The sequence below is a fragment of the Winogradskyella sp. R77965 genome, assembly GCF_044594915.1.
Classification (GTDB): Bacteria; Bacteroidota; Bacteroidia; order Flavobacteriales; family Flavobacteriaceae; genus Winogradskyella.
On sequence record NZ_CP138990.1, the window covers coordinates 13,260 to 24,828 of the forward strand.

The following is an 11,569-nucleotide window of genomic DNA, read 5'->3' on the forward strand; positions in this document are numbered from 1 at the left end:
AAAATTGCTAACTAACAGCTGCTAATTCCATTAAAATTGTACAACCAATTGCTGCAATTGTACCAACAGCATAACCAAAAACAGCTAGAAGAACTCCAACAGTTGCCAAAGAAGGATGAAAAGCTGAAGCAACAATAGGGGCTGAGGCAGCTCCACCAACATTGGCTTGGCTCCCAACGGCTAAAAAGAAGTATGGAGCTTTAATTAGTTTGGCAACACCTATTAGTAATAATGCATGTATGGTCATCCAAACCAAACCTATTGCAATAAGACCCATGTTATCAAAAATGAGTGTTAAATCCATTTTCATCCCAATACTTGCTACAAGAATATAAATAAAAACACTACCAAATTTGCTAGCTCCAGCACCTTCATAATTTTTCGCTTTCGTATTAGATAATAATATGGCAATTATAGTAGCTATACTAATCATCCAAAAGAATTTTGAACCTAAGAATGTAAAAATATTTTTAGTTGTTGGCGATTCAATTCCTGCAACTAAGTTCTCAAAAAGCGGAGCTAAATAATTAGCGCTTAAATGAGCAAAACTTACCGTGCCGAAGGCGATTGCACAAATAACCATAATATCTGTAAGTGATGGATTTCGTTTTACTTTTTCGGAAAATGAGGATACTTTTTCCTTCAAGTCTTCAATAGAAGAGGTATCTGCTTTTAACCATTTATTAATACCGTTTCTTTTTCCAATTCCAATTAAAATGATGGCCATCCATATGTTCGCAACTACGATATCTACAAAAACCATCCCTCCATATTTGGCTTGGTTATAACCATAAATTTCTAACATAGCTGTTTGGTTGGCTCCACCACCAATCCAGCTTCCTGCTAAAGTAGAAAGACCTCTCCAAACTGCATCTGGCCCAACACCTCCAACAGTTTCAGGAGATACACTTGCAATAAGTAATATAGCGATTGGTCCACCAATAACTATACCTAATGTGCCTGTAAAAAACATAACTAATGCTTTCCACCCCAAGTTAAATACTGCTTTTAAATCTATACTTAAAGTCATTAATACCAGAGCTGCAGGTAATAAATATCGGCTAGAAACATAATATAGATTGGTGCTGTGCTCGGTAATAACTCCAGTTTCAGAAACTGTAGTCCATTCTGGTGAAATTAAACCTGTTGTTGTTAAAACTGCAGGTAACATATATGCCATAAAAAGACCAGGGACAATTTTGTAAAACTTAGACCAAAAACCTGTTTTTATTGATTCTGTCAAAAAAACAAAGCCTAATGCAAGCATTAAGAGTCCAAATACAATAGTGTCGTCAGTAAAAATTGGTGAAGTGTCCATAATAGGATTTTAGTTAGTAGATGCAAAATACCAAATTTAATGCGCATAAAAAAAGTGACCGTTTAAGATCACTTTTTATCTTTTGGATTTTCTTTCTTCTTTGGTTGTCTGTTATGCTCTTTTAAGTATTGCATTAGCATCCATTCAATTTGACCATTGGTACTACGAAACTCGTCCGAAGCCCATTTCTCAACTGCTTTCAGCATCTCTTCATTAATTCGTAGTGCGAAGGCTTTCTTTTTAGACATTATTTATTTGATTTCGTTTTATAGGTAGCTAATACACTTTCTACTTCTTGTTGTTTTTGTGTACCCAATAATAATTTTTTCCCATTTTTTAGCTCTAGCTGAATTCCAACATCACCAGATACGTTTATCGCTTTTCCTTTAGATGCATTCCAAAATTTTCCGCCCTTTAGTCCCCAACCACCATATTCACTTAACGCATCGTATTTTCTAATATAAGCACTATCGATCTCGTTCCATTTGATGATTTTAAAACTCCAATGGAAAGGAAAGAATTTATAATGAATCCCTTCTTCATCAATTCTTGTTGTCAGTTTAAACAAAAATATTAAACCTGAAGCCAATACCACAAGGCCAATGATCGAAATTAATTCTAGAGTAGAAAAACTATTAGGATCTTTGATATAAGTTGCTAAAATGATACCCATGGGAACCAATACACTAATGACTATTAATATAATTAACCATAATTGATTAAAACGTTGCTCTTCTTTAAAAATTCTCATTATTTTCTTTGAATATTACTAATGCTAATACCACTCCTAATATTGTTCCAATCATTGAGCCATAAACAGTACTCATAGCTATATCACCAATAACAGCTCCAATCGTTGTACCAATGCTTGTACCTATTGCACAACCTATCCCAATAGAAAGTATTTGTTTTTGACTCATTTTTAATGACTTAAAGTCCCTGTGTTTAATACCGGAGAGGCATCCTTATCTCCACAAAGCACTACCATAAGATTACTAACCATAGCTGCTTTACGTTCTTCATCTAAATCTACGACATCCTTTTTATTGAGTTCATCAATTGCCATTTCTACCATGCTTACAGCTCCTTCAACAATTTTATGCCTTGCAGCAACAATTGCTGTGGCTTGTTGACGCTTTAGCATGGCATTGGCAATTTCTTGTGCATATGCCAAGTATCCAATACGTGCTTCTAAAACTTCTATACCAGCAATAGATAGACGTTCGTCAATTTCTTTTTCTAAAGCAGTGCTAACTTCGTTTACGCTCGAGCGAAGTGTTATGTCTTCATCATGACCTTCATCCGCAAAGTTATCATATGGGTACATGCTGGCTAGCTTACGAACAGCTGCATCAGTTTGTACTCGTACAAAGTTTTCATAATTATCTACATCAAAAGCGGCTTTGTAAGTATTTTGAACGCGCCAAACTAAAATTGTGCTAATCATAACAGGGTTTCCTAGTTTATCATTTACTTTAAGACGCTCGCTATCAAAATTACTAGCTCTTAATGATATTTTCTTTTTGGTATAAAATGGATTTACCCAATAAAACCCGTTCTTTTTTATAGTACCTACATACTTTCCAAATAATAATAATACTCTAGATCCATTAGGTTGTACCATTAAAAAACCGAATGCTAATACTATTGCTGTTACAATACCAAATATAGACCAACCAGTTTCTGTTATAGGGATTAGCGCAATGCTTCCAAAGAATAGCACTAAAAATAAAAATAACATTAGGTAGCCATTTGCCGGGACGATGATCTTCTCTTCTTTCATGTGTTTTGTGTTTAATGTTTTTTAGCAGACACATGCAGTTCGCTATTAATCAATTTGTGTAAACGATAAAAGCAGAACAAGCTCGTGTTATAATCTAAAATTCAATTGGTTAATAATCATTAGAATCAATATGATATTAAAATGATATCATAAAGATATAACAAATAAGTATGTCAAAGACTATTTTTGTTACAATTTTTATAAAAAAAAATAAAATAAAGTTTGGCACGAGGTTTGATTAATATAAAGTGTAATGATTATTACGATAGTTACCAAAGGGTAACACTACTACAAAATCGTAACATTATATTTGGTTGGTTAGTTAGAAAAAGGCATCTCGTGGTTGGGATGCTTTTTCATTTCAAGACTGCAGGAATTCTACTTAGGACCCGATAAAGGCCGTTATGCTGGTAATTAATTTTGGAGAAATAGACCTAAAGGATTCGTTATAGGATTTTGAATTTTCTAAATCATCACCTTTTATTTCAAAAAGTACATGGTTCATATTCTCAATAATAGTGAGTTTGGCTTTGTCATTTGCTTCTTTTAATAGTTTAGCTTCATTTTCAGAAACCTGAAGATCTTTTGTACCATTAATTATTAGTATTGGTATTTTTAGTTCTTTTATTATTTCCTTAGGACTGTATTGCATCCAATTGATCATAAATGCTTGAATATCTGATCCAAAAATAGAAGCTAATGCCGCAGGATAGTCTGTAGTTGCTTCTCCTGCCTTTAGTTTATTTACAACTTTTTGAGCTTCTTTACCAAGTTTTGGTGCCATCATAGTCACCTGTTCTACCAAAACATCTCCGATATTATTGCCTGCTCCTGCAAGTGAAATAAAACCGTCAACTTTATCTTTTGCGGCCAACATACCAACCAAGCTTCCCTGGCCATGACCAATAACATAAATTTTTGGGTAGATTCTTTTTTCCTTAAAGTAGTCAATGACTGCGGAAGCATCATTAACAAAATCATCAAACATAATATGATTATCTACTTTACCTTCACGGATTTGTTTTACAATACGCTTATCGTACCTAAATGTTGCAATACCGTTGTTAGATAGACTTTCTGAAAGTTTTTTTAGTGAGTTGTTTTTCGAAAAATTCTGATTTCCATCTCTATTCGTAGGGCCTAATCCTGCGATGATAATAGCTAAACTAGGTTTTTCTGTTAAATTTGGACTCAATAATGTACCATCAATCCACTCTGTAATTGATAGGTCTTCTTCATTATATTTTTTTTCTTGACAAAAACTAACTGCGTTAATTAATACTAAAACCAGAAATAAATATCGTGTCATTTTAAATTTTTTAAGAGCTATAAAATTAATTGATATTCAAATAAATTCTAAATACTGAAACAAATTTTATTGTATTTTATTGTTCGACTGAAAGTAATTTCAGTATTTACAATGATGCATTTCATCGTTGAAATACACATTTTCATCTTTAAATGTTAAAATAATATGTATTTCATCGATTAAATGTGTTTTTTAGCGTTGTAATTGAAACGTAATTATATATTTGACTCGTACTAAAATTTAGTTTTTAGTTCAATGGATTAATTAATTAATATTTGCCTTATGTTATGTTGACTTAGAGACCCTAAATCTACTTACATAGTAAAAAAGCAAATTAAGGAAAACCGAGATTGAGGGATCTCGGTTTTTTCTTTTTATAACATCGACTTCACTGAATTACCGAATAATATTTTAATTTATATGAGTTTTCTAAAAGTGAGATTTATTCTTGGTTTTATCTGCTTTTTGGTCTTAGCAATTTGGTGTAACCAAAAGTGTTGCATTTCACCTTTCATTAGTAGTAAACTTCCATGTTCTAAAATTAATTTATGACGTTCATGTTTTAAGGTTCTATGTTTAAAATGAAATGGACGTGCTTCGCCAAAACTAAGAGACCCAATTATCGGATTTTCACCTAACTCTTTTTCATTATCAGCATGCCAACCATTACTATCGTTGCCATCTCTGTAAAGATTAATTAAAAGTGTATTAAACTTATATTCAGATAAATCTTCAACTTTGTCTTTGATAGTTCGAAGTGTTTGAGTGAATGGTTTTGGATGCATCACGATATTAGAATAACTATAGAGTTGATTAGATTCACCAAAAAGAGCTGTTAACCTAGGTTGTTTATACGTCTTTCCAAATACAGTAATATCATCGTGTTGCCAATTTGTTTCGGTTTCTATAATTTTGAAATATGAGTTTGCCTCTGCTCTCAAAAAGAATTCTGGTACGTAGATAAGTTCCGCATTTGGAAGTTTAAAATGTTGTTTCTCTTGTGAAAACAAGTCCATAGTCTAAATTTTCTCTAAATTAGCATTAAGCTTATGAATTTCAAAACCATAATTTTAGTTATTTGCATTGCTTTTTTTGCTTTTGCACCTAAACAAAGCCAAGATTTGCCTGAAGGTTTTATCTATGCAAAAGATATCATTAAAGATCTCGATGTAGAATTACGCTATTACACCACAAACAACTTTGTTGGTGATACTATAGATGGTTATAAAGCCAATCGCTTAATTCTAACAGAACAAACTGTTGAAAAGTTAAAATTTGTTCAAGAAGAATTACATCATCAGAATTTATGTTTAAAAGTCTATGATGGTTACCGACCACAACGTGCTGTAAATCATTTTATACGTTGGGCAAGAGATTTGAATGATACCATTAATAAACAACAATTTTATCCAGAGGTCAACAAGCGAAATCTATTTAGAGCAGGATATATAGCATCGCGTTCTGGTCACAGTAGAGGAAGTACCTTAGATTTAACAATTACTAATGGAGAAACAGGAGAACCTTTAGACATGGGAAGTCCATATGATTTTTTCGGCGAGCAATCTTGGGTAGACTATAAAGATATTACTGAAGAGCAAAAGAAAAATAGACAATTACTACAAAACGTAATGCTTAAATATAACTTTAGAAACTACCCAAAAGAATGGTGGCATTTTACTTTGCGTTGGGAGCCATTTCCTAAGACTTACTTCGATTTTGAGGTTGAATAAATTATTCCGATAATTGGTCCAACTGCTAAAACTATAAATATAAATTGCGGATTATCTATATTCATTATTAAATAATTAAGCAATTGAATACTTACAATTGTTATCGCAAAGCCGATACAGTTCACAATAGTAAATGCTGTTCCTTTTGACTGAGCATCAGTATTTTGTGCAACGAGAGTTGAAAACAAAGGTGAATCGGCAATAACTACCATTCCCCAAAGAATTAGAAAACCGATAAAAATAACACTAGAATCTATCATGAAAAACAGTGGTGAAAAGAGACAGCATAATCCAGAAATAGTAAGTGATAATGTTGCTGTTCTTTTTATGCCGTAAGTACCAGAAATAATACCAGCCAGTATACAAGATAAAGTGCCGGAAGCTATAACAATAAAGGAAAATAATGAAATATTGAGTTCTGTGTTATGAATTTCTGAGTGTATAAAAAGAAGACTAGGAACAAAGGTCCAGAAAGCATATAATTCCCACATGTGCCCAAAATATCCAAACGCAGCAGATCGGAAAGTGGGCTTTCTAAAAACTTTTATGATTTTTGAAGTATCAAATTTATCGGCTAATTTTTGATAAGGTCCATTTGGAACAAGCGTTAGAATCAGTGTACCACCTGTTAGTGCTAAAATAGATGTAGTCCAAATAACGGTTTCCCATTTAATATTTAATCCAAAAGATTTTATAAGATGCGGAAAGGAAGTTCCTAATACCAGTGCACCAACTAAAAAGCTGAGTGATTTCCCTAAACCTTTTTCAAAATGATCAGCGGCAATTTTCATACCAACAGGATAAATACCAGCTAAACAAAAACCAGTAAAAAACCTAAAACTAATTAGAGTGAATATTGTATTGTTGGAATAAAGCATACCAAGATTAAATATTGCACCTAAAACAGCAGAGACAAAAAATACTTTGGAGGGCGAGAAGCGGTCACTTAATGTGAAAACAGCAAACACAAAAGTACCTACAATAAATCCAAACTGTACTGATGAACTTATATAACCTAAGGATTGGTTACTTATGTTGAAGGTAGAAATTAAATCGTCAATAATTGAGTTACCTGCAAACCAAAGTGAGGTACAACAAAATTGCGAAAAAATAATTATTGGTAAAACCCATTTAGTTTTTAATATCATTCTATCTCAAATACATCCAAGCCCAATACATTAACCCAAATTGTAAAGGAATTCGCAATATCAAAATCCATTTTGGGATTCCTGCAGAAGCCTTTTCACCAGAGAGCATATAAAAATGAACCAATAGAAATACAATAAGCATAGCTATAATCCCATAAATTGAGATTACTTTTAAAACAGGAATGCATAAACCAACACCTAAGAGTATTTCGGCAATACCACTCCAAAAGACCAAAGCCTTATGATTAGGCAAGTACCTTGGCATAACTCGCATGTACATTTTTGGCTTTATAAAATGCATAAGTCCTGCTAATATGTATATGCCTGCCATAATATAGAGACCAACAGGCTCATTCATCTTTATAAGTTTTATACGTTAAACCAATGCCATAGTTAAAAAGGTTTTTATCTAATAAACTAGATTGAAAACCATTACCGTTTTTAAATTTTACCCAATTGTTGCCACTAATAAACACACGTTTTATGTATGTGTTTTTAGATTCAACTTCATCTGTAAATGGCAATAAAGGTCTAAAGTTAGTTGGTATTTTAATAATATCGCCTTTTTTTGATTCTATCTCTTTATATTTCTTGTTCGGTAATAATTTCCCTGCTTTGTCTGTATAGCCTAAAACTTGTAAAGAGACGAAGAAACCATTTTTAGGAATATAAATATCAAACTTATCTACATCTAGTACAAAAGCATCTCCATTCTTTTCGGTAGCTCTAAACACAATAGTCTCATAAGTAAGAACTTCGCCAGGAATACCATTATTATTGTTATAAAATTTTACCTTAAATAAAGTTGAAAACTTCTTCTTTTCACTATTTGTACGTTTACGTTTTTTCCAATCCTTTGATTCTAGAGCGATAGGAAATGAAACAGCAGCAAGTTTTTGATCTTTAGTTGTTGTTTTCGGGAAATAAACAGCAATTTCAGATTCAATAGTTGGCAACCAACAGTTATAATAGTCGTCGTCTAGATAAGGTTTTAGTTTTTCTTCTTTAAATTTTCTATTAAGCTTAGACCCTATAACAACTTCATCTAATTTTGATGCCTGAGGACTAAGAAACAGCTGGTTTGTAAGATTTTCAGTTGAAATATTTAAATCTTTGAAGCCAAGGGCAGAAATATAAAGTGAATCGATATCTGGGTATAATTTTTTCGTGAAGATAAATTGACCTTCATCATCTGCAAAAAGACCATTACCATTACCAAAAGAAATGGTGGCATAGCTTACAGGGTATTTACTGATAGAATCTCTAACAGTAATCTGGGCATACGAAAATTGCCCAATAATTAAAATAATAAATAAAATTCGATGCATGGTTTGGTGTATAGAATTTAAATATACATTATTTATGCCATAAAAAAACGCCTCATAAAATGAGGCGTTTTTTTGATTGATTAGTTTTTATTTTTAATCGTCAAATTCTTTTTTAGTCTGTAAGTAACCTAAATAAAGTCCAACTCCTGCCATAAAGAATATTACAGCTGCCATTGCTCCTTCCTCTAAATTGGTATAAGTGTCAATTAATGCAGCTAAGAATGTTCCTAAGCCAATACCCATTAATAAAAAAGCTAAATTAATAACTACGACTTTCCACGAAGATCCAGAGCGTTTTCCAATATTAAATATACTTGCATCTGCACCTTTTTCTATTAAGGCTAAGCGCTCTTTATTTCTTGTAGAAAAATAAAGGTATACCATGCCAAATATTGCAGCAAAAAAACTGAGTGGTATTAAAATTTCTTCATCCATAATGTTTGTTTTTTAATTGATTAATTTTATTTGTTTCAAAGCTTATGACGATAGAATTTTGATTTAGGTTACAATTTTTTCAAAAAAAACATTTTTATCAGATTGTGTAACCTAATATAATATAATGTCGTCTTAAATAAAAATGACCACCAACGACGAAAATATATTAATAGAAGCTATTAATAATGGCAATACTAGAGCATATGCACAACTAGTGGATCGTTATAAGGATTTGGTGTATACTTTGGCATTACGAATGTTAAAGAATAAAGAAGAAGCAGAAGAAGTCGCGCAAGATACGTTTATAAAGGTGTTTAAGTCTCTACATAAGTTTAAAGGAGACTCTAAATTTTCTACTTGGATATATAGAGTAGCGTACAATACCTGCTTAGATAATATAAAAAAAAATAAAAAACATTTAAACAATGTTGCAATAGATGAGTACACATTTAATAAATTAGATACTATCGATAATGCTCTAGATAATATAATTAAGGAAGAAAAGAGTGCTTTGATAAAAAATTGCATTAATAAATTACCCGAAGATAGTAGTGCGTTACTAACCTTGTTTTATTTTGAAGAGTTATCTCTTGACGAAATATCTAAGATTATTAATGTCGAAGCGAATACTGTAAAAGTGAAGCTTTTTAGAGCGCGAAAAAAATTAGCCGTAATATTAGAGCAGTATTTACAGCCACAAAACAACATCAATTATGGAAAAGGATGATAAGAGAATAGAAGACTTGGTAAACAAGTTAATGGAAGCTGATAGTTTAGAAACACCGTCTTTTGACTTTACAGATAATGTAATGTCTAAAGTTGAAGCTTTAAGCAATTCTGAAGTCACGGTCTATAAACCTTTAATTCCTAAATACATTTGGTGGTTAATGGCTTCAGGGTTTTTAGCATTGGTGTGTTATATACTTTTTAAGAAACCTACTGAAACTACAAGTTTATCAGAACGCTACAATTTACCAGAGGTATCATTTAATTTACTAGAAGGACTGTCATTAAATTTTTCGAATACATTGATATATGCAATAGTATTATTGGCTATAATGGTAAGTATACAAATTCCCCTATTAAAGCAATATTTTAACAACAGGTTGTCATTTTAATTAGGGTAATACCAGAAAGGAATTCTATCGTGATAGTTGTTAATGGTATCTTTATCTCTATTAATGCGCTTTCTTAAGACTTTTAGCAAGTGTTTGCCCTCCGATAAATCTTTTAGACTTATATAAGTTTCAAAGCCCTTTTTACCTTTTAAACTCTCTCCAAAAATAAACTCACTTTTATAGTCAATTGAGTCTATTCTTATGGTAAAGACATCATTAAGCGTTTTAATATATTCTTGGCGTAAACTGTCGCGTTTAGACCAAGATACATTGGCATTACCTGCAATATCAGAGTCAAGACCTCTAATATCGTTTGTTGGTTTTAAGCCTTCGTTAAAAGTAAAAATATAATCATCAAAATCTTCATAAATTGCCATAAAGACTTTTAAATGTTTATCCGTTATAACTTTAGAATTTATAGCGACCTTATCAATGAAATTTTCTTCGTCCAGAGCATCTTCATAATTATTAGTGTCTGCAATATAACTGTTTGAGGACATATTACCATTAAAATAATTAGACATCTTGTAGTTAAAACTCGTAGCTATTAAAATAACAATATAGATAGGAACCAAAACAAAGCTTATGCGTCTTCCAAATTTATTATCAAGAAAATTATAGACCAAGGGACGATATAAAAATGCCAATGTTATTTTACTGTAAACCCAATAAAAAGGAAAGTATATTTTACTTAACCACTTCTTTTTCTTTAGACCACCAAGAGTTATAAAATCAATAAACGTAAGTAACATTCCAAACACAATAAATATTAGTAACGGAACACCTATAAATGGTCCGTAAGAATCGCTGATGGTCTCATTGTCTAGAAACGTCGTTATAACAATTGCAATTGCAGCAATGGTAAAGGTTAAAGCCAATACGTAGAAAATCAATAGAAATGAAATGGCGAAAATAATGCTGCAATAATTTTCTAATCGTGCAATGTAACGATCAAAAGAACCAACATTCTTTTTTAAGTATCGCGTAAATTTTTGGCTGTAGTTAAGTTTGTCATAATCAATATCCCCAGAAACGTAACGAAGCCCTAAGGCTCCAATCCAAAGTCCTCTTAAAATAACATGAAGTAATAGATTAAAAATGAGTATGGCGCAAGATACTGAGGCTACCAAGAGCACAATAGATAAATAAAGTTTATCATCATTACGAGCAGCTTTACCAGCAATGTTTATTTCGGGAAATGCAGTAATTAATCCAAAAATAGCAAAACCAGAAATCAATAATTCTAACTGCCAGCTTTCTTCCTGTAGTTTTTGAAGTAATTTTTTAAAAGCAGGATTATTATAATCTTGACTCATTGATAGGTTGGTTGGTAATAATTAAGTTTAAATTTAGGCATAAACAATTAAATTCAATCTTAATATTGAAAAATTTGAAACCCT

Annotated in this window: 15 protein-coding genes; 3 read left to right on the plus strand and 12 right to left on the minus strand. The window is 31.8% G+C overall.

Features of this window, described 5'->3' with window-relative positions; all coding sequences use genetic code 11:
• Positions 1–7 precede the first annotated feature (7 nt).
• The 7 genes from SJY34_RS00045 to SJY34_RS00075 form a co-directional block, all read right to left on the minus strand.
• Positions 8–1,318, minus strand: coding sequence for a DUF819 domain-containing protein (locus tag SJY34_RS00045; protein ID WP_400077720.1), 1,311 nt, complete (start codon positions 1,316–1,318; stop codon positions 8–10).
• Between the two features lie 68 nt (positions 1,319–1,386).
• Complete coding sequence (locus SJY34_RS00050; protein ID WP_400077722.1) at positions 1,387–1,566, minus strand: Arc family DNA-binding protein; 180 nt, start codon at positions 1,564–1,566, stop codon at positions 1,387–1,389.
• Positions 1,566–2,069, minus strand: a complete 504-nt coding sequence (locus SJY34_RS00055; protein ID WP_400077724.1) for a hypothetical protein — start codon at positions 2,067–2,069, stop codon at positions 1,566–1,568. Before SJY34_RS00055 ends, SJY34_RS00050 begins: the two co-directional genes overlap by 1 nt.
• Positions 2,056–2,238, minus strand: coding sequence for a hypothetical protein (locus SJY34_RS00060; protein ID WP_400077726.1), 183 nt, complete (start codon positions 2,236–2,238; stop codon positions 2,056–2,058). The genes SJY34_RS00055 and SJY34_RS00060 overlap by 14 nt, the downstream gene beginning before the upstream one ends.
• Positions 2,239–2,240: 2 nt before the next feature.
• Complete coding sequence (locus tag SJY34_RS00065; protein WP_400077728.1) at positions 2,241–3,101, minus strand: SPFH domain-containing protein; 861 nt, start codon at positions 3,099–3,101, stop codon at positions 2,241–2,243.
• 382 nt (positions 3,102–3,483) lie between these two features.
• Positions 3,484–4,410, minus strand: a complete 927-nt coding sequence (locus SJY34_RS00070; RefSeq protein WP_400077730.1) for an alpha/beta hydrolase family protein — start codon at positions 4,408–4,410, stop codon at positions 3,484–3,486.
• Between the two features lie 416 nt (positions 4,411–4,826).
• Positions 4,827–5,426 carry an alpha-ketoglutarate-dependent dioxygenase AlkB family protein gene (locus tag SJY34_RS00075; RefSeq protein ID WP_400077732.1) on the minus strand — a complete coding sequence of 200 codons (600 nt, stop codon included), beginning with the start codon at positions 5,424–5,426 and terminating at the stop codon, positions 4,827–4,829.
• A gap of 33 nt (positions 5,427–5,459) precedes the next feature.
• Here SJY34_RS00075 and SJY34_RS00080 point away from each other — a divergent pair, with 33 nt between their 5' ends.
• Positions 5,460–6,140, plus strand: coding sequence for a M15 family metallopeptidase (locus tag SJY34_RS00080; RefSeq protein ID WP_400077734.1), 681 nt, complete (start codon positions 5,460–5,462; stop codon positions 6,138–6,140).
• Here the strand turns inward: SJY34_RS00080 and SJY34_RS00085 are convergent.
• The 4 genes from SJY34_RS00085 to SJY34_RS00100 all read right to left on the minus strand — a co-directional run bounded on the left by SJY34_RS00085 (position 6,116) and on the right by SJY34_RS00100 (position 9,051).
• Entirely contained in the window at positions 6,116–7,288 is a 1,173-nt protein-coding gene (locus tag SJY34_RS00085; RefSeq protein ID WP_400077736.1) for a nitrate/nitrite transporter, read from the minus strand. The genes SJY34_RS00080 and SJY34_RS00085 overlap by 25 nt on opposite strands.
• Position 7,289: 1 nt before the next feature.
• The gene (locus SJY34_RS00090; RefSeq protein WP_400077737.1) at positions 7,290–7,646 is read right to left on the minus strand and encodes a hypothetical protein; all 357 of its coding nucleotides are present in this window, start codon (positions 7,644–7,646) and stop codon (positions 7,290–7,292) included.
• Entirely contained in the window at positions 7,639–8,616 is a 978-nt protein-coding gene (locus SJY34_RS00095) for a hypothetical protein (RefSeq protein ID WP_400077739.1), read from the minus strand. The genes SJY34_RS00090 and SJY34_RS00095 overlap by 8 nt, the downstream gene beginning before the upstream one ends.
• A gap of 93 nt (positions 8,617–8,709) precedes the next feature.
• Positions 8,710–9,051: a DUF6249 domain-containing protein gene (locus tag SJY34_RS00100; RefSeq protein WP_400077741.1), complete on the minus strand. Its 342-nt coding sequence runs from the start codon at positions 9,049–9,051 to the stop codon at positions 8,710–8,712.
• Positions 9,052–9,193: 142 nt separating this feature from the next.
• Between SJY34_RS00100 and SJY34_RS00105 the strand changes: the two genes are divergently transcribed.
• Both SJY34_RS00105 and SJY34_RS00110 read left to right on the plus strand, forming a co-directional pair.
• Complete coding sequence (locus tag SJY34_RS00105) at positions 9,194–9,778, plus strand: RNA polymerase sigma factor (RefSeq protein WP_400077743.1); 585 nt, start codon at positions 9,194–9,196, stop codon at positions 9,776–9,778.
• Complete coding sequence (locus SJY34_RS00110; protein ID WP_400077745.1) at positions 9,765–10,169, plus strand: hypothetical protein; 405 nt, start codon at positions 9,765–9,767, stop codon at positions 10,167–10,169. The genes SJY34_RS00105 and SJY34_RS00110 overlap by 14 nt, the downstream gene beginning before the upstream one ends.
• Here the strand turns inward: SJY34_RS00110 and SJY34_RS00115 are convergent.
• Positions 10,166–11,485, minus strand: coding sequence for a hypothetical protein (locus SJY34_RS00115; RefSeq protein WP_400077747.1), 1,320 nt, complete (start codon positions 11,483–11,485; stop codon positions 10,166–10,168). The genes SJY34_RS00110 and SJY34_RS00115 overlap by 4 nt on opposite strands.
• Positions 11,486–11,569 lie beyond the last annotated feature (84 nt).

Coding starts and splice junctions, on each gene's coding strand:
- SJY34_RS00080 (WP_400077734.1), top strand. CDS start 5,460: ATGAATTTCAAAACCATAATTTTAGTTATTTGCATTGCTTTTTTTGCT.
- SJY34_RS00060 (WP_400077726.1), bottom strand. CDS start 2,238: ATGAGTCAAAAACAAATACTTTCTATTGGGATAGGTTGTGCAATAGGT.
- SJY34_RS00115 (WP_400077747.1), bottom strand. CDS start 11,485: ATGAGTCAAGATTATAATAATCCTGCTTTTAAAAAATTACTTCAAAAA.
- SJY34_RS00055 (WP_400077724.1), bottom strand. CDS start 2,069: ATGAGAATTTTTAAAGAAGAGCAACGTTTTAATCAATTATGGTTAATT.
- SJY34_RS00075 (WP_400077732.1), bottom strand. CDS start 5,426: ATGGACTTGTTTTCACAAGAGAAACAACATTTTAAACTTCCAAATGCG.
- SJY34_RS00090 (WP_400077737.1), bottom strand. CDS start 7,646: ATGAATGAGCCTGTTGGTCTCTATATTATGGCAGGCATATACATATTA.
- SJY34_RS00100 (WP_400077741.1), bottom strand. CDS start 9,051: ATGGATGAAGAAATTTTAATACCACTCAGTTTTTTTGCTGCAATATTT.
- SJY34_RS00110 (WP_400077745.1), top strand. CDS start 9,765: ATGGAAAAGGATGATAAGAGAATAGAAGACTTGGTAAACAAGTTAATG.
- SJY34_RS00050 (WP_400077722.1), bottom strand. CDS start 1,566: ATGTCTAAAAAGAAAGCCTTCGCACTACGAATTAATGAAGAGATGCTG.
- SJY34_RS00070 (WP_400077730.1), bottom strand. CDS start 4,410: ATGACACGATATTTATTTCTGGTTTTAGTATTAATTAACGCAGTTAGT.
- SJY34_RS00065 (WP_400077728.1), bottom strand. CDS start 3,101: ATGAAAGAAGAGAAGATCATCGTCCCGGCAAATGGCTACCTAATGTTA.
- SJY34_RS00045 (WP_400077720.1), bottom strand. CDS start 1,318: ATGGACACTTCACCAATTTTTACTGACGACACTATTGTATTTGGACTC.
- SJY34_RS00095 (WP_400077739.1), bottom strand. CDS start 8,616: ATGCATCGAATTTTATTTATTATTTTAATTATTGGGCAATTTTCGTAT.
- SJY34_RS00085 (WP_400077736.1), bottom strand. CDS start 7,288: ATGATATTAAAAACTAAATGGGTTTTACCAATAATTATTTTTTCGCAA.
- SJY34_RS00105 (WP_400077743.1), top strand. CDS start 9,194: ATGACCACCAACGACGAAAATATATTAATAGAAGCTATTAATAATGGC.